The following is a 24,627-nucleotide window of genomic DNA, read 5'->3' as shown; positions in this document are numbered from 1 at the left end:
TGACGCATGTGGTGCGGGACCGCTGAAGCGGTGGGGGCGACGGGGGAACCGCGCCAGGCCCGGTCGTTCAGAGGCACAGCCAAGACCAGGAGGCGCAGTGATGAGTGACCGGGACCAGCGGAACCCGGACCTCGGTGACGGATCGATCGAGACGGAACTGACCGGCGAGTTCCACCTCGACTTCGACGCGCCGTCCTGGTACACGAACGCGGGCGAATCGGGCACCGCGCAGCCCCCCGCCGCACCGGCCTCCACCGCACCGTCCAACGCGCCGGCGAGCCCTCCGCCCGGCCCGCCCGCCGCCGCGGCCGCGCCGGGATTCCCGAGCCTCGGCGGCCCGGGCGCGGGGGAGTCGGCCCCGGCCGCGCCCGCCGCACCGGCACCGCCCGCGCCGCCTGCCCCGCCCGCCGACCCCGCCGCGTCGAGCCACCGTTCCGGTGTGGTCGACCCCACGGGTGATCTGTGGGGCGACGACGATGACGAGGACGACGGTGCCGCCGAGGCGGGCTCCGACGACGAGACCGCGACGAACGCGACCGAGCCGGCCGCCTCGGCCCCTTCCGCCGATCCCGCTGCCGGTGATGCGGGCGGCGCGGCTCCGGCGGCACCCGTCGCACCGGCAGCAGCTCCGGCCGTTCCGGCCCCTCCGGTCGATCCGACGGCACAGAGCGCCGCCCCTGCCGCCCCCGCTCCCGCGCCGGTCGCCCCGCAGCAGCCTCAGCAACCGCAGCCCCAACCCCCGGTCCAGCCGCAGGCCCAGCCTCAACCCCCGGCCCAGCCGATGCCGCCCGCCGCCCCGGGCTACGGCTACCCGCAACCGCAGCAGCCGCAGCAGCAGGTCCCGGGGCAGCCGATGCCGGGTGCGCCGATGCCTGCGCCGGCCGCCGGTGGCTACGGCTACCCGCAGCAGCCTCAGCAGCCGCAGGCCCAGCCTCAACCCCCGGCCCAGCCGATGCCGCCCGCCGCCCCGGGCTACGGCTACCCGCAACCGCAGCAGCCCCAGCAGCAGGCCCCGGCCCCGGGCTACGGCTACGGTCAGCCCCAGCCCGGCCCCGCCCAGCCGATGCCTCCGCAGCAGCCTCAGCAACAGCCGGGCCCGTACGGGCAGCCCGCCCCGCAGCAGCCCGCCCCCGGCTACCCGCAGCAGCCGGCCCAGCCCCAGCCCCAGCCCCAGGCCCAGCAGCCCCAGCCGCCGGCCCCGGCCCAGCCCCAACCGCAGCCCGGCCAGGCCCCGTACGGACAGCCGCAGCCCTACCAGCAGCAGGCCGCCCCCGCCCCGACCCCGTACCCCCAGCCGGCCGTCGACCCGCGTGCGGGCTGGGACCCGAACGCGGGCCAGCAGCGCTCGGCGCCGGGCGCGCCGCTCGGCTACAACGCACAGGTGGAGCTGAGCTCCGACCGCCTCCTGCGCAACCAGCCCAAGCGGCGGAACAACAACAAGGGGCCCAGCAAGTTCAAGCTGGGCGCCAAGGCGGCCGAGGCCGAGCGGCAGCACAAGCTCCAGCTGATCCGCACGCCGGTCATGTCCTGCTACCGGATCGCCGTCATCAGCCTCAAGGGCGGCGTCGGCAAGACGACCACGACGATGTCGATCGGCGCGACGATCGCCTCCGAACGCCAGGACAAGATCCTCGCGATCGACGCCAACCCGGACGCCGGCACGCTCGGCCGCCGCGTGCGGCGCGAGACCGGCGCCACCATCCGCGACCTGGTGCAGAACATCCCGCACCTGCACTCGTACATGGACATCCGCCGGTTCACCTCGCAGGCGCCCTCCGGCCTGGAGATCATCGCCAACGACGTGGACCCCGCCGTCTCGACGTCCTTCAACGACGCGGACTACCGCGCCGCGCTCGACGTCCTCGGCAAGCAGTACCCGATCATCCTGACCGACTCCGGCACGGGTCTCCTCTACTCCGCGATGCGTGGAGTCCTGGACCTGGCCGACCAGTTGGTCATCATCTCGACCCCGTCGGTCGACGGTGCCTCCAGTGCGAGCACGACCCTCGACTGGCTGTCGGCGCACGGGTACGCGGACCTCGTCCAGCGCTCCCTCACCGTCATCTCGGGTGTCCGCGAGACCGGCAAGATGATCAAGGTGGACGACATCGTCAGCCACTTCGAGACGCGCTGCCGCGGCGTGGTCGTCGTCCCGTTCGACGAGCACCTGGCGGCCGGCGCCGAGGTGGACCTCGACATGATGCGCCCGAAGACGCGCGAGGCGTACTTCGAGATCGCGGCGCTGATCGCCGAGGACTACGCACAGCGCGCGCAGACGCAGATGCAGGCCGGCGGCATGTACGGCGGCCAGCCCGGCATGCCCCCCGCCGGCTACCAGCAGCAGGGGTACGCGCCCCAGCCCCCGGCGCCGCAGCCTCAGCAGGGCTACGGCTACCCCCAGCAGCCCCCGGCGCAGCAGCAGCCTCAGCAACAGCAGCCGCCGCAGCAGCCGGGTGGACTGCCGTCGGGCTGGACCCAGCAGCCGCCGCAGTAGACAGCTGTACGAGGAGGGGCCCCGACCGTCACGCACGGTCGGGGCCCCTCCTCGTAACTCGCCCTGCTCGCCCGCCTGTTGACTCAGGCCGCGGCGGAGAATCCCACGAGGCCCAGGAGACCGAGGCCCAGGAACAGCAGGACCGCGATGCGGCTGGGCGCTCCCATGACGCCGCGCCACGTCTCCTTGAGCGTCGGCGCACCGACCCGGGGCCAGTCGCCGGCCATGCAGAAGATGCCGAGCCCCAGGGAGATGAGGCCGCCACTGGCCATGCCCGCCGACTTCAGGGCGCGTTCACGGTTGACCAGGTCGTAGTCACCGTTGAACGCGGCGAGGAATCCGCCGTCGTAGCGCTGGGCGTGCAGCCGCAGGCCCGACACGTCGGCGTCGATCAGCCGCGCCACGTACGCCTTGCCGTCGTCGCTCGGCGCATCGCCACTGCCGATGGTGACGCGCGCCTCTTTGTCCACATAAGAACCGTCGTCGGAACGGAACGTCCCTCCGCACGAGGCGCGCACGTCGGACTTCGAACGCCTGCGGTGCGACGTACTGTTGTGGGAATACGACCTTTCGCAGTCCTTCACGGCGAATGTGCCCTGTTTTCCGAACTGCCCGAAGTTCGAGAAGGTCTGGAAGCCGAACACGGCGGTCATCACCACGAATCCCAGGAGCAGCGCGTATCCGAGCGGATGAAGCTGCCCGAGGGACTTCTTCGGGCGGGTCTGTGGGGGGCTGGTCATGGAGACGGGTGTTCCTTCGGGTTCACTGATGTCGCGTGTGAGGGGTGTGTGAGCGCTGTGCGCCCCGCGACGACGGTCGACTAATGTACGGCAGGCAGCTCGACTGTGGCCGCGACAGGGGCCGATGGCACAAGTAAGGACCAATGGGGGAAAACACCATGGCGGGTTCGGGTTTCGACGCCGACGCGGACGTTCTGAGGACACAGGGGCGAGCCTTCGCCGAGATCGCCTCGGACTTCTCCTCGAAGTCGAAGGCGTTCGGCGACAAGCTCAAGGAGCTCGAGGACGGCTGGGGCGACGACGACGTCAAGGTCGTCAGTACGCTCCTCACCGTGTACGAGCCGGTGAGCGGCGGCATCGTCGACTCGCTCGAACACCTCGGCGAGGCCCTCAAGGGCATCGGCGAGAAGCTCACGTCCATGGCCGAGCAGTACGACCAGACGGAGCAGGGTCACTATCAGGCGTTGATGCAGGCGGCCCAGCAGCACCGAGGTTGATCCGACCCTGAGCGGTTGAGCGCCGGTCTCCGACCCGCTCCCGCTCGCGCGCCCGTAACTGCATCCGTACCCGCGTCTGTCGTACGACGACTCCGCGACCTGTGTCTTGAGGGGAAACACCGTGTCCATCATGCTGCCCGGCGAACTCGACTGGGTTCTCGACCTGCTGGGATTCGAGTGGCCGAACATCGACGAGGACAAGCTGATGGAGGCCGCGCAGCAATGGCGCGACTTCGGACAGGCGGTCCAGGAGTACCAGTCCGAGGGCATCACGGCGGCCAACGCCGTCAAGAGCGCCAACCTGGGTGACGCCGCGGACGCCTTCATCGCCGAGTGGAACAAGTTCGCCGACAGCGGCCTCGGCATCGGTGGACACGGCATCGGCTACCTGGACGGCCTGGCCGGCGCGGCCCAGGTGCTCGCGGCGATGCTCGACGTCTGCGCGATGATCGTGATCGCCCTCAAGATCTACGTCATCGTCCAACTCATCGACCTGGCCATCGAGTTCGCCGTGGCGCAGGCGTCCGCCGTCGTCACGCTGGGCGGTTCCGAGGCCGCGTTCGCGGCCCGGGTCGTCATGATCAGGGCGCTGGTCAAGCAGGCTCTGGAGGAGGCGGCGCAGAAGGTCGAGCAGGCCACGCTGCAGTCCGTCAAGGAGAAGGTCGTCGTCAAGGCCAAGGAGATGATCCGGGAGCTGGCGAAGGACTTCACCAAGGACGCTCTCAAGGAGCGGGCGAAGGACCTGGGCAAGGAGCTCGCGGTCGACACCGCCAAGTCGGTCGCCAGTGAGCTGTCGAGCCAGGCCATCAAGTCGTCGTTCGGCGCGGGGGACGGGCTGGGGGACAGCCTGACCGGACTCGGTGTGGCCGCCGTCAACCCGACGCTCGGCAAGGTCGCCGGTGAGTTCGAGGAGGGCGACGACGGCGGCTACGAGTTCAAGACGTCGGCGGGCGGAGACGTCTACAAGGGCGCGGCGGCCGTGGCCTCGGGCGACATGGGCGGTTTCAGCGACATGGCCGGCGGCGTCGGAGACCTCTACGAGACCGCCACGGGCGAGGAGAAGGAGCCGGGAGCGGGCGGGACGTCGGAAGGCGGCGGTTCCGGCGGTTCCGGTGGCGACGGCGGCTCCGGAGGTTCGGGCGGTTCGGGCGGCTCCGGTGGTGACGGCGGTTCCGGAGGTTCCGGCGGCTCCGGTGGTGACGGCGGTTCACCGGCGGGCGGGTCCTCCGAGGGCGGCGGGGCGTCGGGGTCCGGTGGCTCCTCAGGGGCTGGCGGGACGTCGGAGTCCGGTGGATCCTCGGGTGGTGGCGGATCGTCCGAGTCCGGCGGTACCTCCGTCCCGGCGCAGGCCGAACCGGCGTCGGCCCCTGCCACGCCGTTCGGCTGAGCACCGGCCGCACCGGCACCGACCGCCGCTGATCCACGTACGACCACGCCGTCACCCTTCCCAGGAGGAGCTCCCACACCATGAGCACCGGTAACCGCAACAACGCCGACCCGCTCGGCGAGCGCGAATATCCCATCGAGGACAAGAACCTCACCGAGGACCAGAACCAGCACCTCACCGACTCCCTGCGCAAGGTCCGCGACATGCCGAACGCTCCGGCGGCGCTCAAGGACCTCGCCCGTCAACTCCTGTCCGGCCGGATGGAGTTGAAGGACGTACTCGACAGCCCGTCCGGTCACCGGGCCCTCGGCGAGGGCCTGGCACCGCTGCGCGAGCAGTGGCGGAACATGTCGCCGCAGGAACGGCAGAAGGTGCGCGACTACGACCCGGACGAGGACCCGAAGCGTGGCGGAGCCGAGCGGGACAAGCGCATTCGTTGAGGGTGAACCCCGACATGATCTTCCCGGAGCGGCCGAGCCCTGTGCGGCTCGGCGCGCGTCCGGTCTGCTGACGAGGAACTGGCACCACCATGACTGTGACACCTGACGACTGGCGGGAGCGCGCGGAAGCGGGCAGCGCCTACGTACTGCGGCATCTGGCCGGCTGGCTGAGCGGAGCGTTCATCATCCTGGTGGGGCTCTTCATCGGGCTCGCCGGGACCGGCGCCCTCAACGGGCACCTGACCGTGACCGCCCACCCCGGCACCCTCCGCGTCCAGTCGTGCGAACTCGCCGTCGACCACTACACGTGCACGGGCACCTTCGCGGACGACGTCAACGGGAAGACGGCGACCGGGGTCTCGATCGAGCGGATCGGCCGCCTCGAACCGGGCGAGCGACTGCCCGCGTTCAAGCTGCCGACCAGGTACTCCGAGTACGCCACCCACGAGCTGGTCCCGTCCGAACTCGCCCGCGGCCTCTACCTGATCGGCTTCGGTACGGTCTCCGTGACCGTCGGCCTGTTCGGCGTCCTCACCGGCTACGCGCCGCGCCCCAACTACATGTGGCGCCGGGACCCTCCGTACGGCTACATCCATCTGCGGCAGGCGTGGCAGGGGCTGGGCCGCTGGCGCCCGGTGCGTCCGCTGCTCATCGGACTCGCCTGCCTCGGTGTGCTCATCGCGGCCGGCGGTGGGCTGGTGGCAGCCCTCTACTGACGCGCCGACAGCGCGAGTCGGGCCGAACGCTCCGGCGCCGCCGCATGTTGTGTTCGTGACAATGTGAGGGTCGTGTCACAGTGCGGTCGATCACCGGGAACCACCTTGGTGACCGTGTCGGTTGTGACTAAAGTACAGTTGCGGCACTCCCGAGAAGTGCCACCCGCGCCCAATGTTCCCAGGGGAACAGGAGTGCTGCGGGACCGAAGTCGAACTCTCATGGGGGCTAGTGGCCATGGCTGGTCAATTTAATGTCACGCACGAGGAGATGGTCGCGTTCAGCGGCCGCATCTCCCAGGTGAACGAGTCCATCCAGGGTGAGATCCAGCGCCTGCAGACGGTGGTCGACTCGATCACCTCCGGCTGGAAGGGCAGCGCGGCCACCGCGTACAACAACCTGCAGAACCAGGTGAACGAGGACGCGACCGCGCTGAACCGGGTCCTCAACGAGATCAAGGAAGCGATCGACGCGACGGCCGGTAACTACCAGTCGTCCGAAGAGGAGCAGGCCGCGTCCATCGGTCACATCTCCTCGGGCGCCGAGGCCTCGCCGTTCGGCTAAGCCGGACCGCACCGCGCGCCATCGTTTCAACGAGCTCGTAGAGCTTCCTCACCGTCCGTCCACAATCCCCCGGGGGAGAGATCATGTCCGGTCAGGTTCTGGTCAATTTCCAGACCATTTCCCAGGCGTCCCAGGACGTCAAGTCCACCGCCAGCAACGTGCGCCAGCAGCTCGACGACCTCGAGGCCGGCGTCAAGCGCATCGCGTCGAGCTGGGAAGGCGCGGCCCAGGAGGGCTACCAGGCCAAGCAGAACGAGTGGGACCAGCGCGCCGCGTCCCTCCACTCGACGCTTGAGTCCATCGCCCGCGCGCTGGACACGGCTGCTCAGAACTACCAGCAGACGGAGCAGCGGAACACGAACGTCTGGTCGTGACGCGTCCCGCGTAGGCACATGGCCTAGGTGACAGGGGGCGGCAGGTGCGGATGCACCTGCCGCCCCCTGCGGCGTTCTCGGAGCGTGGTGCTCAGTGGGCCTCGAGCCACGTGAGTCCCATGGTCAACGGCACCGTGGCGACAGCGATGGCGCAGGCGAGCGCCGTCAGGCCGGGTCGCACCTCGCGGTGGCCGGCGAGGCCGAGATACGCGGCGGCCGGCGGCAGCAGGAAACCGATGAGGAAACCGAAGCGCCAGCCCTCTTCCGCGATGAAGAAGATGAACAGTCCCCAAAAGATCGGTACCGCTGCCAGGCTGAGCAGTCGCCCCTTCGACAGAAAACGTTCGAGGTCCTCACCCTCACCGAAGAAGCTCACGCCGTACACCGCCTGGTTGTCGTAGTTGCTGCTGCCCACTTCGGGAAATCCGTCTGCCGCGGAAAAGCCGTTGATGGCCATGGACAGGGCCAGAGGAGCCGCAACCTAGCAATACTTTCGAAAATTCCTCAACACCCGTCCCCCTGCTGTTCCTATGCGGCCACCGGAGCGTCCGCCTCCTTGGCGAGCAGTTGACCGAGGAGCGGTGCGAGGACGATCACGAGCGCGGTCCAGGTCCGCCAGCCACCGTTCACCGGCATCAGCAGAGCGCCCACGGCGACCGCCGCGACCAGCATGCCGACCAGGAGACCCATCGGTACCGTGCGCGGCCAGAAGCCCCCGAGTTCGAGAAGCCGGGTGCGGCGCCCGTCGTCGGTCGGTAGCGGTCCGCGCGGCCCGGCGGCGATCCGGGCCGCGACGGCACCGGGCACGCGGCCGGGCAACTGCCAGCCGTCGTCGGCGACGAAGTCCGCGGTGACCTTGGCCTTGCCGTCAGCCCCGCCGCCCCCCAGCGGATTCCACAACAGCCAGCCCGCGCTGCCGGTGAGCAGGGGAGCGGCAGCCGACAGTTTCGCCGCGACGGCCAGCGGGACGTCCTCGCCCGCTTCGCTCCGCAGCACGAGACACGCGTAACGGCTGGAATGCGCACCGCCCTTGCCCTCGCCCTGCTTCCCTTCCTGAACCTCGATGTGCTCCGCCTGTCCGGCCACGGTCGCCCGCACGGCGACCCAGTCGCCGGCCACGCGTCGCTCACGGCGAGGCCGCGACGCTACACCGGTCGCCACGGCGACCGCCACGACGACGGCGATCGCCCAACCTGCCGCGACGAAGGGGATGTTCCGGTACGGCAGGGCACGCCCCGCGAGCCGCGCCTCGACGGCCTCGGCCGAGGTGTCGCCGACTGCGCCGAGACCGGGCCGCTCCGGCGCGTAGGCGACCTGGTAGGTCTCGCCGACCTCTCTGACGCCCTTGCCGTTGTACGCGCGGAACGTCGCGGCGGTGGCCTCGCCCCCGCTCGCCGACGGCAGTTCTACGGTGTACCGGGCCGTCGTCGCACTCCGCGAACTGCTCCCGGCGGCCTCAGCGTCGTCGACGGCGACGATCGGCAACTCCTCGACCACGTAACCGGCATCCGCGAGCGCGGCAGCCGTCGCGGAACGCTCGGGCTGAGCGAAACCGAGACAGGCGGCGAGTACGGCCGTGCTCACCACGGCGACCGCGACCGACGTGACCCGGATCCAGACCCAACGCGTCCCGTGCAGGGTCCCCGGCGCCGGTGGCACACCCCTCGGCCTCGTACCAGCCGCCCCCTGAACCGACGCCAGGGCCGCCCCGTAAGCCTCCGCACGCGAGACGCGCCCGCCGGAACGCACCTGCCCCGCGACCGCCCCGACGCACCCGACGAGAACGACAAGCCCCGCCCACGCCACCACGGCCCTGACCGGCCCCGCCCCCAGGAACAGCCAGCTCCCCGTCATGACGACAAGAGCGGCGACCCCGAGAACGCAGACCCGTCGCCCGAGCCGAACCGCCCCCGCACTTATCGACCCCATACCCAACCCACTCATCCGAATGCCCCGAACTTCTCGGTATCAGGCTTGTCCTTCACCCTGTTCGCGCCCTTCACGTTTTCCTTTGAGGCGTCTTCCTGGGCGTCTTTGACGTCGTTGCCGGCTTCCCCGGCTCCCAGGCCGATGGCACCGTTGACATTGACGTCGATGCCGAGCTCACGTGTTCCGTTGAGTCCTGGCACGTTCGTCGCATGATGAGTGGCCGCACCTCCCGCGGCACCCCCGAGACCGCCGGCGACCGCGCCGATGGCGATCTGGGTGGCGTCATTGTCCTCACCCTTGATCGCATTGTTGGTCAGGTCTCCCACGACGCTCGCTCCGGCCCCACCGATACCGCCGGACACCGTGCTCTCGATGATTCCGCCGCCCAGCCTCCCACCGACAGCAGCGCCAACGCCGGCACCGCCGAGTGCGCCGTACCCGGCGTTGATGGCGTTGTCCTGCCATTCGGGTCCCTTGCCACTGGCGAGACTGGTCCCCACTCCGGAGGCGAACCCTCCTGCGTACTGAGTGCCCATCTCCACCAGGAACCGCTGCCACTTTCCCGCACGGGCGAAGGTCTGCACAGCACGGAAGGCTCTGGCCACCCTGCTCAGAATGGCGCCCAGACGAGTAGCCGCGCGGGCCGCCTGCGCGGCGAGGCGAGCGGCGTTGGCAGCACCGGCAGCCGCACCGAATCCCAGTGTCACGAAAGACAACGCGACGCCCGCGGCGACCGAGACGCCGATCTCCAGGTAGATCTGGTGGATCTCGTCGTTGATTTCCTCGATGGAGTCCGCGGCTTCGTCCAAGCCTTTGGCTGCCTCTTCGAACACCGGGAGCGTCTCATCGACGGCCTTGGTCAGCTCGTCCCAGTGAGCCTTAAAGGCGTCGGCTGAATCCCCTCGCCAGTGATCGCCAAGTGTGCTCTCCACTTGTTTGTTGAGCTCGGAGAACATGCCATCGAGGTGCTTGCTCATGGATCGCCAGCCGCGCGCGGCGTCACGCAGCACATCTGGGCGGCCACCGGGATTGATAATCTCGATGCCTGCCTCGTAGACCTTTTCGGCAACGCTCTCGTCACTCACTGGCTGCCTCCATTGAACAGGTCGGCCATGGCGTCGTCCGCGGATTCTGTGTTGTTTGCGTTTTCGCGGATGCCTGCGCCGATGTCGTCCAAGTGGCGTTGCAGGTTGCCGAGCGAGTTCACCATGTGCTCAGCCAAGTCGATGTACGCGGAGGTCACTTCTTCGGACTCTGTGAGGACGCCGAATCCGTCGTGGATCTGCTCACTCCCGGTCTTGGAGCTGAATTCTTTGATGTAACTTTCGAGGTCGTATGCATACGCCTCAAAACTCTTTCCTAGCTTCTTGAGCCCTGACTCATCGATGTACATGTCGTCGGCCACGCGCTCAACTCCCCTCCCACGCAACGACTTTGCCTACGCTTTAACTCTAGCGGCTCAGCCGTCACGCTTGAAGGCGGCCTGAAGTTCCTCGGTGCAAGTCTCGAGGGCTGTGCGCGGCGGCCACTGCAGGTCTGCTGCCTGGAGAACGGCGAGCGAGCGTGTCATTGCATGGTGGGGGCGTCGCCCAGCCCCGCCAGACCGACCCCCACCGCGACCGAGGCCAACGCCCACCGCGTGTGCCCCCGCTTGGCGAGCAGCGCCCCCGCGCCGCTGACCAGCGCGCCGACCGCGTACAGCGCGAGCCAGAGGCCCACGGCGTCGCCGCGCTGCAGTCGTACGCCGATCAGCACCAGGCAGATCACCGAGGCGGCAGTGGCCAACGGCAGGTAGATGCGGCGCGTCTGGCGGGCGTCGCGCCGGCTGTCCGCCGCGATGCCCGGCCGCCCCCGATCCTGGAACCGCGCCCGCATCCGTTCCACGCGTTCCTGCCGCGACATCGGCTCGTCGGTCATCCCCGTAGCACCTTCCATCCCCGTAGCACGCTCCTGCGGTCACTCATGCCGGGCGGAGCCTAGCCGTCGGTTCGCGTCTGGCTGGGCCCGTGCGCGCTTCCCTACACTCCGCGCATGCCTTCTCCCCACACTCCGCAGGGACTCTCCCCGTCCCCTTCCGCGACAGTGATCCGCACCGGTCAGCGGGCCTCCCGGCGGATGCTGCCGCTCACCGCGTTCCTCACACTGATCAGCGGGCTCGTGCTGCTGGGCGGGGTCGGCGTGCTGGTCGGCATGGGCGACGCGGAGCCCAGCCCGAAGGGGATCGGGGGCGTCGTCATCGGGGGGCTGATGGGCTTCATCAGCGTCGCCGGGCTGCTCAACACCTGGGCGGCCCGCAAGTCGACCGTGAGCGTCGACGGGACCGGGCTGTGGCTCTACAACGGCACGGCGCAGAACGTCATCCCCTGGGACACCCTCGCCGCCGTCGGCCTGTACTGGAGCACGATGGGCCGGGGCGTGAAGGTGTACTCGATCGAGTTGTGCCCGAGCGGTCCCCTCGACCGTGACGACGCGGTCCTGTGGCCCCTGGTGCGGGACGAGGCGCCGCTGGAGCCGACACTCCCTCGCCTGCGGTACCGCCTGCCGGTGACGCCCGGCGCCCGCGGCCCGCTCGTCGAGGCGATCCGGGCCCAGGTCCCTCACCTGTGGCTGGGCGAGGCGCAGCGCGAGAGCGGCCACATGGGAGTTCCGGACCGCAAGGGGCACAGGGAACGGACCCGGAAAACCACCGTGCCTTCGACGTGATTGCACGGAGTTCGTGAAGGGCGTACACACTTTCTACTCCTGCCCTACAGTCGGTGACCGCAGTGCTGATGACGGTCATTCGGGGCGGGGGCTTCGCGTAATGTCCAATTGGCTTAATTCGCGGCTGAGTTCGTGGAGTACCCGGGATTCGGCGAGAGCGGCCGGAGTCCGTCATGGCCTCTGAGTTCGCGCGGTTACTGAAGCAGGACTTCTCGGACGCGAAGGCGGACGCGGAGGCGTGCGTCACGGCGTGGCGCAAGCTCTCCACCACGATGGATGCGCTGACGAATCGTCACCGGGCGCATGTGACAGGGCCGTTGCACCGCTCCTGGAAGGGCGACGACGCCGACAGCGCGCTGTTCTTCCTGGAGGACGTCGAGTCGCGGCTGGGCGTGGTCGAGACCGAGGCGATGGCCGTCGCGCGCGTCGTGGACACCACGCGGATCTGGATGGAATCGGCCCAGACCGCGCTGCGCAATGCCGTACGGCGCGCCGAGGAGGACCGCTTCGAGGTCGACGACGACGGCTGGGTGACCGATCCGACGACGGCGGACCTCCCGCGCAACGACCCGGACGCGCAGCAGATCGTCGCCGACCGCAGCGGCCTGCTCGGCGAGTACCGCGCGCGCATCACAGCCCGTTGAACGCACCGTTCGGCGGCAACAACTTCGAAGTCGACACCCACGGCCACAGCGGCTATTGGGATGAGCACAGCCGATCCCTTGACAACCAGGGACTGATCATCGCTGGAAGGCCTCCCCGTGAAGTACCGAAGGTGTATCCCCCGGAAACCCCGCTCGTTGCGGGTTAGGGCCAGATCTTCCTGTGTGGCTCTCGCCGTTACCGCTGCTCTGCTCACGACCGGAGGGTGCATGTCCCAGAACGATGACAAGAACGCGCCACTGCCGCGTACGGAGCGGGATGCTGCCCTGAAGTGGGCCAAGGACTTCACCGCGTACATGGCGGAGGCGTCCGGCGCAGAGCTTGTCCCCACCACGGAAAAGGTGAACTTCGAGGAGTGCACCGGTGCTCACGATGAGCTCGCGGAGGACGGCCGGTACAGCCTCTTCTATTACGTGTACTCGTCGGCGCCTTCAACGCAACACACGCAGATGGTGCGGACCCTGCGTGATTCGCTCCAGAAGCACGGATACAAGGTCACGGACTACCGCGAGTTCAAGGACGCGTACAGCTCGGCTCTTCTGTGGGCCGAGAACGAGAAGAACAACTACCGGGTCATGGCCGAGACAGTCGGATCAGGGAAGACGAAGCCCCAGCGATTCTCCTTCGCCGTACGCACCCCCTGCATGCTCCCGCCCGGCGTCAAGCAACAACAATTCTGAGACCACGAGACACCCCACGAGAGACAGGCCGAAGGGGGCCGAGGATGTCCAAGGAAACGCACGTAGACCCCGTCGAGCTCCGCGCCTCCGCCAAAGCCGCCGACGCGATAGCCGAGGATCTCAAGGGCCCGGCGGACAAGGCGGTCAAGGAGGCCGACACGGCGGGAAGTTCGCTCTCCGGCTGGTCGTTCGGATCCGCCCTGACGAGCATCGCCACCAGCTGGAAACCGGCGCTGGACGGCCTGCACGCGCGGACGAAGGCAGGGGCGGCCAACCTTCGTTCCTCGGCCGACGGGCACGAGTGGAACGACGAGCGCACCGGCAAGGACTTCGAGAACCTGGGTGCGGACGGGGGAGCCACTACGGCGCAGGCGGCGCCCGGCGAGCTGCCCGCCGCGCTGCGCCGAGCGGGTGATCCACGTACGTCCTACGGAACCAACATGCCCACGTACGAAGGTGATTCGATCAGCACGCGGCCCACCGCTGGGGAGAACCCCTTCGGCTGACGCGGCCGCAGGAGAGGAAGCGTTCCACGTTCTGCACGAAATCACCCACACGCGACGAGCCCGCATCGCAACGGCCGTGAACTACCCTCGAACGTGTGTTGCGGACGGGGCTGTTCCGCCGCAAGTGGGTTGGGGGAGCTCATGGCGATCGAGTTACCGGGCGAGCTCGTTTGGGTCATGGACATGATGGGGCTGAACTGGCCTCAGGTGAACGAGGACGCGGTCCGTGAATTCGCCGGTCACGTCCGCACGTTCGCGGGCGACATCGGGTCGTCGCAGGAGCAGGCGTCCGCGACCATCCAAGCCATGGCGGCCTGCTACCAGGGCTCGTCGTACGACCGGCTCGCCGAGACGTGGAGCCGACTGGCATCCAGCCACATGACCGAGCTGATGCAGGGGTGCGAGGTCGCGGCCGTCGCCCTGGACATCGCGGCGGACCTGATCGTCGCGGCCAAGATGGCCGTCATCGCCCAACTCGTCTTTGTGGCGATCCAGTTGGCGGCGGCAGCCGCGGCGGCGGTCTTCACTCTGGGCGCCGCGGCGGCAGCAGAGGCGGCGCTGATACAGGTCACCAAGAAGGTGGTGAACGAGCTCCTCGAACGCGCCCTGGAGGAAATCGTGGCCCACCTCGCGGCCCAGGCCGTCGAACCGCTTGAGGAGATCGTGGGCCGCGCCCTGAAGGGCCTGGTCCTCAAGGGCGTAGAAGCGGCTTCCGACGCGATAGCCGACTCCGCAGGCGCGGGCGCCGGCACAGGGTTCTCCATCCACCCCGACCAACTGCTCAAGCATGCCGATGACTTCAAGAAACACTCCGACGAAGTCGCCGGGCACGCGGCCAAGTTCAGCAGCGCCACGGCGGGGGTGTCGTTCGGATGAGCCATCCCATAGCCAAGGCCCTCGAAGACGCCGCACAGCGCGTCGGCAGGAAACTCAGCAAGGATGCCGCCAAGGCCGTCGGCGACATGTACAGCCAGGTCGGGGACGGCGCGAAGAAGGTCGTCAAGAACATCCAGGACGCGGACGCGCAGCACGCCCACGAACTCGTCAGCCTCGCCAACAAGGTGGCGAAGAACGGCGGCGAGACGGGCAAGGGCTCGCGCCGCAGGATGCGCAACCAGGCCGACGCGCGACGCGACTTCAACCAACGCACCGGCGGCCAGACCGACTACGACGCCGAACTCGTCCTCGACAGGAACAAGTACCCGGAGTCCGCCCAGCACATCGAGGACGCCCAGAGCGGCACCATCTGGCGCGGCGACGACAGCCGGACGGGCCCGGCCAAGCCCGACGTCCTCACCATCGACAGAAACGGGGCGGACGACAACCGGGCCGACTCGCTCCGCGGTATTCCGACCGACAGCCCGAGAGACCGGGACGAATACCCTCCGGCCATGTACAAGGAGGGCGGAACGGGCGCGAGCGTCCAGTACATCGCGGCAAAGGACAACCAAGGCTCCGGGTCGGCCATGGGAAGTGCCGTACGCGGCTTACCGGACGGCACCAGAGTCAAGATATCGGTGCGCTGAGGCCCGGGACGTACGGGCGTACGGGCGTCCCGGGCGTCCGGGCATACGGGCATTCGGGCATTCGGGCACACGCACCACACAGCCCCTGTTCCCCAGGCCGAGGGAGAGAATGACCCCATGAACTCTGCCGAGAAGCTGATCTCACATGCCCGCGAGGGACACTTCGAGGAGGCACTGCCACAACTGCTCGAGATCGCTCGTCGGCCCGGCGGCGCGCGCGGGCCCGTCTGGGAATCGGCCGCCGCGTCGATCCAGATCCTGCTGTGGCTGGACCGACCCGCCGAAGCCGCGGACCTGGCCGATTCGCTGATCCGGACGGACGGCCCGAGCGGGGGCGAACTGTGCGACCAGGACATGCCGTTCGACGAGGCGCTCCTCGCCGCGCCGGAGGTATCTCCGGCTGCCGTAGCGGCCCGCCTCGCCGCGGTGGCGGAGACGGTACCGGCCGGACGCGTACTGCAGACGCGGCTGCAATGGCTCTCCGAGGAACTGCCCCGGCGTTCCCCGGAAGAACTGATGCCCGGGTTCAGGCCGTGGGGAGTTCCGCTTCCGCCGTCGGGCCCCAAGCACCGTTCTCCCCTCGTGGAGCGCGATTTCGAGACGCTCACCGACGACGAGAAGCGCGTCGTGTGGCAGTCGCTCAGGAACGCCAACGACTTCCCGCGCGCACACGAACTCGCGACGCGGGGCGGCCACATCCCTCCCCAGTACGCCGTGTGCTCCTGGATGGCAGGATGGTATGCGGTACAGGGAGACATCGAGCGCGGCGAGAACATGCTGCTCGCCGCACACGGCCGGTGGCACCCGTACAAGAACTGGGACGCCATTCCGACGGCCCCCGTTCTTCAGCCCACCCTCCGCCTGGTCACCACCGACCGGGTGCGGGAGCACTATCTGACACGCCCCATCGGCCCGGAAGCGAAGTGATCGAGGAATGTCCGAAGGCGCAATGGAACAGCTGCTGAGCCGAGCTCGCGGCCCCATGGGCCCGGCCATCGACCTGGACTTCGGCTGGGAGACGGGACCGCTCGCGGAACTCGGCGCGCTCATCTCCACAATGAACGGATTCTTCCTCTTCAACGCCGGTGTGCAGGTGTTCCGCGCGGGTGAGGAAGGCATGGGCCCCGACCTCCTCGCCTGGAACAGTGAGGACGTCTGGAAGGACACGTACGACGACCTGGCCGACGACATCTTCTTCTTCGGACAGGACCTCTTCGGTACGCAGTTCGGAATCATCGACGGCGCGAAAGTCGTCACGTTCAACCCGGAATCCGCGGAACTGACCGAACTCGGCACCAGCCTGAACAATTGGGCCCAGTGGCTCCTCGACGACCCCGACGTCAACGGCACGGCGAGCTTCGCGCACGCGTTCCAGAAGGAAAACGGCGCACTGGACCCGAACGACCGCCTGATCCCGCGCCGCTTCTTCATCGCCGGCGGCGGCTACGAATTCGAGAATTTCAAGGTGGTCGACGCGGCGACCGCGATGCGGATCCGGGGCCCGATCGCACAGCAGGTGTTCGATCTCCCTGATGGGGCTACGTTGCGGTTGCCCGGGTCGGACGGCGGGAGCGGCGGCACCGGCGGGGACAACGGGAACCCCTTCGGGTGACCACCCGCACCGCTGGGGCCGGTAATCGATGAAGAACCAATATCGCAGCCGGGCCGAACCGCACCTTCAGGCCACGGAGCGGCTGATCGCGGTCTGCGAGTGCGAGGTGGCGCCAGGGGTGCCGGACCAGCCGCTCCGGGTGCGCCGGCCGCCGCGAGAGTCAGATCTGGAACGACGGATCAAGTCCCGGCTCCCGGCAGTGGTCCAACGATTCCTGCAGCCGAGCGCGCTCCCCGGCCCGACTCCGGTGCCGAGCGCCTCACGGATGCCGCCGAGCAGGCGGTCGACAACAGCCTGTCGCGGGCCGCACACGGCAAGGGACTGCACGGCGGTGCCGACTCACGCAGAGCCCTTCGCCGTTCGAGCACGTCGTTGAGGGAGATCAGACGGCTGCCCCGTAGGTGAGGGGCGGCGTACGAGTGCCCGTGATGTGCATGCTTCGTGATGGTGAAGGTGCCCGTGTGGGTGGTGAGTTGGCGCCCCGTTAGTCTGGACGGCCAGTGATTCGGTCACGCTTACGGGGAGGCACACGGGGATGGCGGACTTCCAGATCGACACCGATCGCATGAAGACGCTGATCAACAGGCTGGACCAGGTGGACGACCGCATGCGCGGCGCCCAGCAGCGGCTGAACAAGGTGGGCCCGACCGGCCTCGGCACGGACGGCCTGGACAACGCCTGCGACGACTTCCAGGACGACTGGGGCGACGGCATCAAGCGGATCGCCGACGGTGCCAAGACCCTGCACGAAGGCCTGCAGAAGACTCTCGACGCGTACCTGACGACAGATCAGGAGCTCGAGAAGGGCTTCAGCCCGCAGTAGCTCAGACACGGCTCAGACACGGCTCAGACACGGCACTGCCGCGCGTTCATGCGCGTTCACATGCGTTCCGACAACGGGGAGAAGACGATGGGGATGTTCGACGATCCCGCCTGGCCCGGCCTGAAGTTCAACCCGGCCAAGGGTGACCTGCACACGATCGAGTCGCTGGCGTACGACGTCAAGACGGTCGGTGACGAGCTCGACGAGCTGCGCGACATGCTCGTCGGCATCGGAAGAACCGACGGGGTGTGGGAAGGCGAGGCCGCCGAGAAGTTCCAGGCCAAGGTCGGCGAACTGCCCAAGTACCTTCAGCAGGGCCACGCGTCGATGAACGCCTGCGCCAAGGCGCTGCGCGGCTGGCACGACGAGCTGGAGACCCTGCAGCGGCAGGCCAGGAACCTCGACGACCGGGCGGTCGAGGCCCGCAGACTGCTCGACCAGAGGAACGCCGACGTCGACCGGGTCAACGGCAGGATCGACAGCGTACGGTTCCAGCAGATCACCGAGGAGCAGGCCAAAGCCCTCTCGGAGGAGGCCGATTCGGCGTCACGGGCGGCCCAGGACGCGGCGAACGACCTCAAGATTCTGATCGAGGACGCCGAGGCGCTGCGCGAGTACTGGGAGGACCAGGCCGGGCAGGCGGAGAAGGCGATACGGGAGGCCGCGCGGAACCGGCCGCCGGACATCAGCATCTGGGACAAGATCACGGATGGGCTCAAGGGCGCCTGGGACGGCTTCAAGAACTTCCTGATCGACAACGCGGACCTGTTCTCCACGCTCTCCGCCGCACTCGCCGCGGCCGCCATCGTCGTCAACGTCATCCCGGTCGGCGGTCAGGTCGCCTCGGCGATCCTGGGGGCCGGTTCGGTCGCCTTCGCCGGTGCCGCGATGGCGGGCCACTGGATGGGCGGGGCCCCGGCGTGGAAGATCGGCCTCGACGCGCTCGGCGTGATTCCCGGTGTCGGCGGCGCGGGCAAGGCGCTGTTCTCCGGCGGCAAGGCGCTCGTCACCGGAGCGAGGGAAGCGGGCGCGGTCGCGTCGGGCGCCAGGACGATGATGGGCCAGATCAAGAACCCCATGAGCACGAAGCTCGTCAACTGGGGCCTCGGCAAGTTCGGCAAGGCCGTCGACCCGTCCCTCATCACGGGCGCCGTCAAGGGCTTCTCGACCGGCTTCGGCATCGGACACCTGATATCCGGAGGCGGCCATGAGGGAGGGGGCGGCGCGTCGGAGACCTCGAAGCCGTCGGCCCCGGTGACGACGCAGCCGGCTCCGGCCCCGTCCGGGGGGCAGCCGGCTCCCGTGACGACGCAGCCGGCACCGGCCACGAACCAGCCGACCCCCGTCGTGACGCCGCAGCCCGCACCGGTCCGGACGATGCCGTGGCCGGCGGCCACCGGTGACAGGTTCCACCAGACGCTGGCGGCCTGAGCCCAATGACCGAATCAACCACGGCCGCCACCGCCGCAACCACCGCCGCAACCACGGCCGCCACCGCCGCAACCACGCCCGCGTCGAAGCCGGAGAGGCAGGACGGGCAGGAGAGGCCGGGCCTGCACGTCGGCTGGATCCTGCCACCGTTCTTCCACGAACTCCCCGTGGAGACGGACGACGTCGACGAGGCGGGCGAACAACTCCTCGCCACGGTCCAGCAGGTCCTGCCGGGCGGCACCGACGACGACCGCTTCCGCATGTTCGTCACCTACGCAGGCCTCCTCGACGAACTGCGCGATGCCGGAGCGGTGTACGCGGGCTTCTGCAACCTGGACTTCGACGGCCGCCCCAGCACCGCCACCGTCGCCGTCTACCGGATGCCCCTGGATCGCATCACCGCCGAAGACGCGTTGTCGGCGGCCTTGACCGGCCTCCAGCGGGCGTACCCCGACGACGACGTCCGGATCAGTACGCTGCCCAGCGGCATCGGCGACACCAAGGCTGTCGTCCGCATAGGGAACGCCCCCTTCACCCTCGCCGCCGAGGCGTCGCCCAGCGGCGAGCCCGTCGAGGTCCCCCGCGGCCAGATCCAGGTCTACATCCCCCTGCCCAACGACGCGGACCTGCTCGTCTTCGAGCTCTCCACGCCGTGCATGGAGGACTGGGACTTCTACTCGGAGCTCTTCGCCACGATCGTGCGGACCCTGGACTGGGCCACGGAGGAGGAGGCCGAGCTGGCCGCCGTCCTCTCCGGGGCGCAGCCGGTTCCGGAGGCGGTGCCCGATCCGGCCGTGGTCCGGGCACTGCACTCCCGCTCCCACCGGATCCTGGAGGCTCTCGCCATACCCGGCCGGACGGACGAGGAGAACGCGACGTCCGCCGCCGTCACCTGCGTCACCTGTGCCGATTGCCGGGCCAAGGGCCTGGAGTCGGCGTGTACGGCACGTGCCCACTGGCAGATCGAGGGCGTCGAGGACGTGCTGCTGGCAGCCGCCGTCGGAAGACTCGCCCGGACCTTCCAGGGCGAGGGCTGGACCACACTCTCGGAGAACCCTGGCGAGAGCGTGGCCCTGGCAGAGGCCGAAGGCTCGGGGCACCGCGTCAACGCCACACTGATCCCGGGCCGACAGCGCCTCGTCATCGAGGTCGTCGCACCCTGCACGCGGATCGTGCGCGGCCCGGGCGACTCGATCTTCGGCTGACCCGGACCACGGGTCGGGACGAACCACAGGCCTGGACGGACTGCCGGTCAGGGCCGGACACAGCACCGGGCCGATCGTAGGAGGCGGCCGAACCATGGACCACAACGCCAGAAATCTCTTGCCGATCGGCGCCCACGCGCTGTCAGCGGACCCCCGACTCGCCTACGCGGTACAGGAGTTGGGCCGCACCTACGGCTACAACTACTTCGACGACGACATGGTGCGACGGAGCCTCGCCGAGCACGAGACGTCCCTGCGGCGGACCTCGCGCGGGGGACTGGTCTGGGCCGGCGCCCTCCTGCTCCTCGTCGGAATCGTCTGGCTCGTGGTCGCCGCGTCAGCCAAGCCGCAAGACATGGCCGTGGCACTGGCACCCCCAACTGCCGTGCTGCTCCTTGGGATCGCGGCCTTGGTACGCGTCTACTTCCTGGCCAGAAGCAAGCTGCGGCACCCTTTCCTCGACGGCTACCGGCACGTCCTCGCGGCGTCCCTCGCGCACGGCGCACCGGTGACGTTCGTCCCCGCCTGGCTCACCGGCCGCGGCGACGGACAACTGGAGGCGGCCCCGTTGCCGCCCTACTCCGCACCAGTGGCCACCCCCATCCACGGCGCCGGGGCGGCCACCGTACCGCCGCCGTCCAAGCCGCCGGCGGTCGAGGAGTACGAGCGGATCGCCGAACAGGGCGGCTGGCACGACGAGGCGGGCGGCGCCCTCATCCTCGCCGGAGCCATCGGCATCGGATACGCCGTGTTCCAGGACATCCCCGCGGCTTACGCGGCGGCCTTGCTCATCCCTCTCGGCATCTGGATCTGGCTGGCCGGACACCGCCTGGGCAAACGGCAACAGCAACTGTCCGCAGAGGCCCGCCGCTACCTCGACGACTTGGTCAGGGCGCAGGCGGCAGGTGCGGTCGTGCCCGAACTCACACCGCCACTACGCAAGTTGCTCGATACACGTCTCTGAGGGGCGTGCTGGCTTCGTTCGCGTTCGCTTGACAGTCGCCCGTACTGGAATGCGGCACGGCAGTTGGCAGTAGATCGCGCGAACGCCCACACAATCCTGCCCGGGGGAGGCGGGCCAGCGCCGGGGAGGCGAGGCGCTGACTCCGGAGGCATTCACCCTTCACCCCCTGATAGGCGGGGGAGTTCGGCATGCCCGAAATCGTGGCGCCCACCGCAGCCGCACCCGTCGCCTGCCTTCCCCGCCCCGATGACCGCCTGTCGCTCTCTTCATCCATGGCGAATCTCGCAGGTCAGTGGATGCGCAGCTTTGCGAATCCCGCCTGTCGGGCCCTGGTCACACGATCGAAATCGGCACTGTCTCGTTCTGGAGCCAGTTTGTCCCACTTCTCTGGCTGCATAATCATGAGGCAGTCATTGCTTGGGACCACAATGACACCACCGAAGGGAAGATCTCCTGCGACCCAGACGCCATCCTCGACGCCCTTCGGCCACGTGTGTCGTTCCAAGGCATTGACTGCCTTCATTTGTGGCTCTCGGCCCGGCTGGTGGTCCCTGATCCGGAGTGTGAACACTGTGCCGTAGCGATTTCGGCTCTTTCCCTTCTGGATGAGATGGGGACGGAATTCCAGTGGGTAAAGACGCAGCGCTTTCTTGCACTGTCGCAGCCAGAGGATCGCATAGGGGAACCGAAAACCCATGAAGATGAGACCGACGATACCTGCCACGGTGAAGAATCCCATGAACGGCGAGTTCCACTCGGCCGCCTTCGACAGGATAATCGGAATGGTAATCAGCACCACGCAGACGATGAGGTGTATAGCAAAGCTTCGAGCCAATGCGACAGTGTTGTGCTTGAGGATCCTCTCGATGTTCACCATGCTCGGACCGTTTCCGCGGGAGGCGTTTTCCAACGATCTTTCTCTCTGCTCGAGTTCGATCTAGCCGAACGGGCTGGTCGTATCGTCGGAGCCTGTGTGACGTTCATCGGCGATGCCTTGATCCGCGTTCGGATCGTTGAACGTCAGGGTGTAAGCCACGCCGCGCAGAATATCCCGGTAGTTGTCGGCGAGATCGCGAGCCGCAGTCACCAACTGCACCATCACGATCGAGTGGGATCCAGAGACAGGCACCGCGACCGTGCCCTGCCAGACCCTTCCATCCGAAGGGCCTCCGGCTTCGTTGTCGGCTCTACCCGGTATCGGCGCGCTCCTTGTCCGTTCCATGAGGAATCCAGGACCGCACGGAAGTTCCATGGGTCGCAAACCTTCTTGCATTTTTCCTGAAGTCGCTCCCATCAAATCCGCCAGCACCAGGCGGGGACTGATCCCGGGAAACGTGACAGTGGACACCGTGAGCACCGAGGAGGTGAAGTCCCCGTCACCATCAGGGAGGAGCCCGATGGCGCACCCCTGGGCCTGTTGGCCGTTCAGGAGCGTCACGATTCCGGCGTAGAACTGCACGACCATCTCCGCGCGAGTCCGAGCCTCACCGTCCAGGCCTCGAACTTGCGCTACCAGCTCCTCCACGCTGTCCAGCGAAGGGTCGAGATCTAGCTGGATGTATCCATGCGGAACTCCGTACCAGAATCTGGGACTTGGCCGGACCGTGTACTCCATCGAGGGATCGGGCATCACGCGATTCCGATCAATGAGGCGACGGAGTGGAGTGTTGCGCCCGCCTTTGAGGACTCTGAAATGTTGTGCAGGACGCCGTCGTCGGGTAGTCCTCCCTCGGATTCGACAGAGGATCCAATATTCGCGACCACATTCACGCCGTTGGCGCTGATCTCCGCCAGCCGTTTGGCGCCCCCTGCAGCCGCTGACGAAGCTGCGGCTTCGGTGGCTTCTCGGGAAAATGCAGGCACGATGTCCTTGGCGAACTCGGCGACTTTCGCGCCGCGTGTGACGACTTCTCCGTACCCCTCAGCCATTCTCGCAGCAGATGCTACTTCGCTTCCTGCTTTGCCCAGGGCGCCGGCCCCTGGAATCATGCCAATTCCGTCGCCAACGACCGAGGCGTACGCGCTGAACGTATCCATGTTCCAGCCGAACTTGTCGCCCCAGATGGCAGATCTGAATTCTGGATCACTGAAATTCTTCGCCATCGAGGTCGCGCTGGCGACGAGGGCAATGCCAGCAAAGAGTGGGGTCAAGGGAGTCGGGAAAAGTGCGAGGATCCCTGCGACAGCACCAATCGTGCCAGCGTGTTCGAGGAGGAAGTTGCCGACGGATTTCAGGGCGCTGCCGATGGATTCCAGAATTCCGGCACTGGGTGCAAGCTTGTCGGGCGCCGACTCCAGCGATTTCGCCACGATCGACGCTTCGTTGGCGTGGTTCCCCTCAAGCTGCTTCGCCTTGACGAGGATCTCGTCGTAGAGCTCGGTGGCTCGGGCAACGTCCTGCTGCGCTGCCCGCAGTTCATTGTTGGCGGCGTCGAGCCTCCGCTGAGCGGCCGCTGCTTCGCTGTCCGAGTCGTACGTCGTTCCGGCCAGTGCGAAGTCAGGGTTCTCGCCGGCGCTCGCTTCGCGCTGCTTCGCCTTGTCCAGAGCGGTCTTCCGCTGTCCCGCCTCGTCGTCGTACTTGCGGGCCAGATCACGGTTGGACGTCAGGCTGCCGTACCAGGAGCGGAGTTGAACCTCGGCCTTCTCCAGGGAACGTGCCGCGTTCTTCAGGTACGTGGGCATGTCGCCGTCGAGCGCCTCACGGAAGGCTGTCGCGGCGTCCCCCTGCCAGTAGCTGCTCTCGCCGATGAGGCGATTCACCTGCTGCTCGGCGTTCCGCAGGGACTCGGCAGCCGTCTTGACCTGGCCACGCAGCGAGTCGACCGCGTCGGGAACTCCGGGCACAGGGTTCCAGCCGAGATGGATGTACGGATTGGCGGCCTTGCTCACTGGGCCTCGCCCTCGGACGGAGCGAATGACGCGGCCACCGCTTCCTCAACCGCCTCGTACGCCTGCTTGTTCGCCTTGACGCCCTCGGAGACCGCTTCGATCCCTTCCCGGATCTTCTTCGCGCCGTACCCCCAGCTGTCCTGGAAATCGTCGCACGCGTCATCCAGCTCGTCGGTACCGAGCGAGTTCCCGCCGATGCGGTTCAGCGCGGTTCTCGCACGATCAAGGTCCTCGGTGGCGGACTGAAGGACCTTGAGGAACTGACCGAGTCCGTCGATGTCGGTCTGGTACTGACCCATGATTCTCCGTAGCAGGGGACGGCGGTGCCAGTGAGGATGACGTTGGTGGGTGCAGGCCTGGTTCTGCGAGGAGGTAAGCCACTGCAGTTGTTCACGATAAGCGAGTTGAGGCTCTCGGCCTCCAGCGAGACGGAGCAGCGCCATCGGGCCACGGCAGGACAGGCGGGGGCTGAGTCTGTACTGAGGC

General features: G+C 68.1%; 29 protein-coding genes. 19 read left to right on the top strand and 10 right to left on the bottom strand.

The features are described from left to right. The first annotated feature begins 100 nt into the window (after positions 1–100). Positions 101–2,494 carry a MinD/ParA family ATP-binding protein gene (locus tag B072_RS0126190; RefSeq protein ID WP_018532916.1) on the top strand — a complete coding sequence of 798 codons (2,394 nt, stop codon included), beginning with the start codon at positions 101–103 and terminating at the stop codon, positions 2,492–2,494. A gap of 83 nt (positions 2,495–2,577) precedes the next feature. Here the strand turns inward: B072_RS0126190 and B072_RS0126185 are convergent, their stop codons facing one another. Continuing rightward, a complete protein-coding gene (locus tag B072_RS0126185) occupies positions 2,578–3,234 on the bottom strand; it encodes a hypothetical protein (RefSeq protein WP_018532915.1) in 657 nt (218 codons plus the stop codon). A gap of 143 nt (positions 3,235–3,377) precedes the next feature. On the opposite strand from B072_RS0126185, the gene B072_RS0126180 reads away from it, so the two are divergent. The 6 genes from B072_RS0126180 to B072_RS0126155 all read left to right on the top strand — a co-directional run bounded on the left by B072_RS0126180 (position 3,378) and on the right by B072_RS0126155 (position 7,210). Beyond that, entirely contained in the window at positions 3,378–3,731 is a 354-nt protein-coding gene (locus tag B072_RS0126180) for a hypothetical protein (protein ID WP_158689248.1), read from the top strand. A 121-nt stretch (positions 3,732–3,852) separates the two neighbouring features. Beyond that, the gene (locus B072_RS48340) at positions 3,853–5,118 is read left to right on the top strand and encodes a hypothetical protein (RefSeq protein WP_051127298.1); all 1,266 of its coding nucleotides are present in this window, start codon (positions 3,853–3,855) and stop codon (positions 5,116–5,118) included. An 80-nt stretch (positions 5,119–5,198) separates the two neighbouring features. Continuing rightward, positions 5,199–5,558, top strand: a complete 360-nt coding sequence (locus tag B072_RS0126170; RefSeq protein ID WP_018532913.1) for a hypothetical protein — start codon at positions 5,199–5,201, stop codon at positions 5,556–5,558. Positions 5,559–5,647: 89 nt separating this feature from the next. Further along, positions 5,648–6,274: a hypothetical protein gene (locus tag B072_RS0126165; RefSeq protein WP_018532912.1), complete on the top strand. Its 627-nt coding sequence runs from the start codon at positions 5,648–5,650 to the stop codon at positions 6,272–6,274. Positions 6,275–6,509: 235 nt separating this feature from the next. Beyond that, positions 6,510–6,836: a WXG100 family type VII secretion target gene (locus B072_RS0126160; protein WP_026246313.1), complete on the top strand. Its 327-nt coding sequence runs from the start codon at positions 6,510–6,512 to the stop codon at positions 6,834–6,836. Positions 6,837–6,919: 83 nt separating this feature from the next. After that, on the top strand, positions 6,920–7,210 hold the full coding sequence (locus B072_RS0126155; protein ID WP_018532910.1) for a WXG100 family type VII secretion target: 291 nt from the start codon (positions 6,920–6,922) through the stop codon (positions 7,208–7,210). A gap of 91 nt (positions 7,211–7,301) precedes the next feature. Here the strand turns inward: B072_RS0126155 and B072_RS0126150 are convergent, their stop codons facing one another. The 5 genes from B072_RS0126150 to B072_RS0126130 all read right to left on the bottom strand — a co-directional run bounded on the left by B072_RS0126150 (position 7,302) and on the right by B072_RS0126130 (position 11,056). Next, entirely contained in the window at positions 7,302–7,667 is a 366-nt protein-coding gene (locus B072_RS0126150; RefSeq protein WP_202539613.1) for a hypothetical protein, read from the bottom strand. A 71-nt stretch (positions 7,668–7,738) separates the two neighbouring features. Further along, positions 7,739–8,794, bottom strand: coding sequence for a hypothetical protein (locus B072_RS0126145; RefSeq protein WP_158689247.1), 1,056 nt, complete (start codon positions 8,792–8,794; stop codon positions 7,739–7,741). Between the two features lie 356 nt (positions 8,795–9,150). Beyond that, positions 9,151–10,224 carry a WXG100 family type VII secretion target gene (locus tag B072_RS0126140; RefSeq protein WP_018532907.1) on the bottom strand — a complete coding sequence of 358 codons (1,074 nt, stop codon included), beginning with the start codon at positions 10,222–10,224 and terminating at the stop codon, positions 9,151–9,153. Then, positions 10,221–10,544 (bottom strand): hypothetical protein, encoded by a 324-nt coding sequence (locus tag B072_RS0126135; RefSeq protein ID WP_018532906.1) that lies wholly within the window; start codon positions 10,542–10,544, stop codon positions 10,221–10,223. The genes B072_RS0126140 and B072_RS0126135 overlap by 4 nt, the downstream gene beginning before the upstream one ends. Before the next feature lie 161 nt (positions 10,545–10,705). Then, on the bottom strand, positions 10,706–11,056 hold the full coding sequence (locus B072_RS0126130; protein ID WP_018532905.1) for a hypothetical protein: 351 nt from the start codon (positions 11,054–11,056) through the stop codon (positions 10,706–10,708). A gap of 114 nt (positions 11,057–11,170) precedes the next feature. Between B072_RS0126130 and B072_RS0126125 the strand changes: the two genes are divergently transcribed. The 12 genes from B072_RS0126125 (at position 11,171) to B072_RS0126070 (ending at position 21,252) form a co-directional block, all read left to right on the top strand. After that, positions 11,171–11,842: a hypothetical protein gene (locus B072_RS0126125; protein WP_063746469.1), complete on the top strand. Its 672-nt coding sequence runs from the start codon at positions 11,171–11,173 to the stop codon at positions 11,840–11,842. A 173-nt stretch (positions 11,843–12,015) separates the two neighbouring features. Next, positions 12,016–12,486, top strand: a complete 471-nt coding sequence (locus B072_RS0126120; RefSeq protein ID WP_018532903.1) for a hypothetical protein — start codon at positions 12,016–12,018, stop codon at positions 12,484–12,486. 228 nt (positions 12,487–12,714) lie between these two features. Beyond that, a complete protein-coding gene (locus tag B072_RS45705; RefSeq protein ID WP_018532902.1) occupies positions 12,715–13,185 on the top strand; it encodes a hypothetical protein in 471 nt (156 codons plus the stop codon). Positions 13,186–13,229: 44 nt separating this feature from the next. Continuing rightward, the gene (locus tag B072_RS45700) at positions 13,230–13,691 is read left to right on the top strand and encodes a type VII secretion target (RefSeq protein WP_018532901.1); all 462 of its coding nucleotides are present in this window, start codon (positions 13,230–13,232) and stop codon (positions 13,689–13,691) included. Positions 13,692–13,868: 177 nt separating this feature from the next. Next, positions 13,869–14,567 (top strand): WXG100 family type VII secretion target, encoded by a 699-nt coding sequence (locus B072_RS0126105; RefSeq protein WP_234018926.1) that lies wholly within the window; start codon positions 13,869–13,871, stop codon positions 14,565–14,567. Next, on the top strand, positions 14,564–15,217 hold the full coding sequence (locus tag B072_RS0126100) for a NucA/NucB deoxyribonuclease domain-containing protein (protein WP_018532899.1): 654 nt from the start codon (positions 14,564–14,566) through the stop codon (positions 15,215–15,217). Before B072_RS0126105 ends, B072_RS0126100 begins: the two co-directional genes overlap by 4 nt. 117 nt (positions 15,218–15,334) lie before the next feature. Further along, the gene (locus B072_RS0126095; protein ID WP_018532898.1) at positions 15,335–16,144 is read left to right on the top strand and encodes a hypothetical protein; all 810 of its coding nucleotides are present in this window, start codon (positions 15,335–15,337) and stop codon (positions 16,142–16,144) included. 7 nt (positions 16,145–16,151) lie between these two features. Then, entirely contained in the window at positions 16,152–16,829 is a 678-nt protein-coding gene (locus tag B072_RS0126090; protein ID WP_051127297.1) for a hypothetical protein, read from the top strand. A gap of 535 nt (positions 16,830–17,364) precedes the next feature. Then, entirely contained in the window at positions 17,365–17,652 is a 288-nt protein-coding gene (locus B072_RS0126085) for a hypothetical protein (protein ID WP_018532896.1), read from the top strand. Positions 17,653–17,712: 60 nt separating this feature from the next. After that, positions 17,713–19,083, top strand: coding sequence for a putative T7SS-secreted protein (locus tag B072_RS0126080; RefSeq protein WP_234018925.1), 1,371 nt, complete (start codon positions 17,713–17,715; stop codon positions 19,081–19,083). Positions 19,084–19,088: 5 nt separating this feature from the next. After that, entirely contained in the window at positions 19,089–20,288 is a 1,200-nt protein-coding gene (locus B072_RS45695) for a hypothetical protein (protein ID WP_018532894.1), read from the top strand. Between the two features lie 94 nt (positions 20,289–20,382). Continuing rightward, positions 20,383–21,252, top strand: a complete 870-nt coding sequence (locus B072_RS0126070; protein WP_018532893.1) for a hypothetical protein — start codon at positions 20,383–20,385, stop codon at positions 21,250–21,252. A gap of 289 nt (positions 21,253–21,541) precedes the next feature. Here the strand turns inward: B072_RS0126070 and B072_RS48335 are convergent, their stop codons facing one another. From B072_RS48335 to B072_RS0126050, 4 genes are all read right to left on the bottom strand, one after another. Then, positions 21,542–22,129: a hypothetical protein gene (locus B072_RS48335; RefSeq protein ID WP_158689246.1), complete on the bottom strand. Its 588-nt coding sequence runs from the start codon at positions 22,127–22,129 to the stop codon at positions 21,542–21,544. A 60-nt stretch (positions 22,130–22,189) separates the two neighbouring features. Continuing rightward, positions 22,190–22,711 carry a hypothetical protein gene (locus B072_RS44120; RefSeq protein ID WP_158689245.1) on the bottom strand — a complete coding sequence of 174 codons (522 nt, stop codon included), beginning with the start codon at positions 22,709–22,711 and terminating at the stop codon, positions 22,190–22,192. A gap of 170 nt (positions 22,712–22,881) precedes the next feature. Next, on the bottom strand, positions 22,882–24,141 hold the full coding sequence (locus tag B072_RS0126055; RefSeq protein ID WP_051127296.1) for a WXG100 family type VII secretion target: 1,260 nt from the start codon (positions 24,139–24,141) through the stop codon (positions 22,882–22,884). Continuing rightward, a complete protein-coding gene (locus tag B072_RS0126050; protein ID WP_018532889.1) occupies positions 24,138–24,440 on the bottom strand; it encodes a hypothetical protein in 303 nt (100 codons plus the stop codon). The genes B072_RS0126055 and B072_RS0126050 overlap by 4 nt, the downstream gene beginning before the upstream one ends. Positions 24,441–24,627: the final 187 nt, after the last annotated feature.

The organism is Streptomyces sp. HmicA12, from assembly GCF_000373565.1.
Taxonomy (GTDB): Bacteria; Actinomycetota; Actinomycetes; order Streptomycetales; family Streptomycetaceae; genus Streptomyces.
The sequence above is the reverse complement of the archived record's forward strand: the minus strand, read 5'-3'. Positions and strand labels throughout refer to the sequence as shown.

Excerpts from the sequence above, each read along its gene's own strand:
- B072_RS0126190 (WP_018532916.1), top strand. The coding sequence starts at position 101 with ATGAGTGACCGGGACCAGCGGAACCCGGACCTCGGTGACGGATCGATC.
- B072_RS0126185 (WP_018532915.1), bottom strand. The coding sequence starts at position 3,234 with ATGACCAGCCCCCCACAGACCCGCCCGAAGAAGTCCCTCGGGCAGCTT.
- B072_RS0126180 (WP_158689248.1), top strand. The coding sequence starts at position 3,378 with ATGGGGGAAAACACCATGGCGGGTTCGGGTTTCGACGCCGACGCGGAC.
- B072_RS0126170 (WP_018532913.1), top strand. The coding sequence starts at position 5,199 with ATGAGCACCGGTAACCGCAACAACGCCGACCCGCTCGGCGAGCGCGAA.
- B072_RS0126165 (WP_018532912.1), top strand. The coding sequence starts at position 5,648 with ATGACTGTGACACCTGACGACTGGCGGGAGCGCGCGGAAGCGGGCAGC.
- B072_RS0126160 (WP_026246313.1), top strand. The coding sequence starts at position 6,510 with ATGGCTGGTCAATTTAATGTCACGCACGAGGAGATGGTCGCGTTCAGC.
- B072_RS0126155 (WP_018532910.1), top strand. The coding sequence starts at position 6,920 with ATGTCCGGTCAGGTTCTGGTCAATTTCCAGACCATTTCCCAGGCGTCC.
- B072_RS0126150 (WP_202539613.1), bottom strand. The coding sequence starts at position 7,667 with ATGGCCATCAACGGCTTTTCCGCGGCAGACGGATTTCCCGAAGTGGGC.
- B072_RS0126130 (WP_018532905.1), bottom strand. The coding sequence starts at position 11,056 with ATGACCGACGAGCCGATGTCGCGGCAGGAACGCGTGGAACGGATGCGG.
- B072_RS0126125 (WP_063746469.1), top strand. The coding sequence starts at position 11,171 with ATGCCTTCTCCCCACACTCCGCAGGGACTCTCCCCGTCCCCTTCCGCG.
- B072_RS0126120 (WP_018532903.1), top strand. The coding sequence starts at position 12,016 with ATGGCCTCTGAGTTCGCGCGGTTACTGAAGCAGGACTTCTCGGACGCG.
- B072_RS45705 (WP_018532902.1), top strand. The coding sequence starts at position 12,715 with ATGTCCCAGAACGATGACAAGAACGCGCCACTGCCGCGTACGGAGCGG.
- B072_RS45700 (WP_018532901.1), top strand. The coding sequence starts at position 13,230 with ATGTCCAAGGAAACGCACGTAGACCCCGTCGAGCTCCGCGCCTCCGCC.
- B072_RS0126105 (WP_234018926.1), top strand. The coding sequence starts at position 13,869 with ATGGACATGATGGGGCTGAACTGGCCTCAGGTGAACGAGGACGCGGTC.
- B072_RS0126100 (WP_018532899.1), top strand. The coding sequence starts at position 14,564 with ATGAGCCATCCCATAGCCAAGGCCCTCGAAGACGCCGCACAGCGCGTC.
- B072_RS0126095 (WP_018532898.1), top strand. The coding sequence starts at position 15,335 with ATGAACTCTGCCGAGAAGCTGATCTCACATGCCCGCGAGGGACACTTC.
- B072_RS0126090 (WP_051127297.1), top strand. The coding sequence starts at position 16,152 with ATGTCCGAAGGCGCAATGGAACAGCTGCTGAGCCGAGCTCGCGGCCCC.
- B072_RS0126085 (WP_018532896.1), top strand. The coding sequence starts at position 17,365 with ATGGCGGACTTCCAGATCGACACCGATCGCATGAAGACGCTGATCAAC.
- B072_RS0126080 (WP_234018925.1), top strand. The coding sequence starts at position 17,713 with ATGCGTTCCGACAACGGGGAGAAGACGATGGGGATGTTCGACGATCCC.
- B072_RS45695 (WP_018532894.1), top strand. The coding sequence starts at position 19,089 with ATGACCGAATCAACCACGGCCGCCACCGCCGCAACCACCGCCGCAACC.
- B072_RS0126070 (WP_018532893.1), top strand. The coding sequence starts at position 20,383 with ATGGACCACAACGCCAGAAATCTCTTGCCGATCGGCGCCCACGCGCTG.
- B072_RS48335 (WP_158689246.1), bottom strand. The coding sequence starts at position 22,129 with ATGGTGAACATCGAGAGGATCCTCAAGCACAACACTGTCGCATTGGCT.
- B072_RS0126050 (WP_018532889.1), bottom strand. The coding sequence starts at position 24,440 with ATGGGTCAGTACCAGACCGACATCGACGGACTCGGTCAGTTCCTCAAG.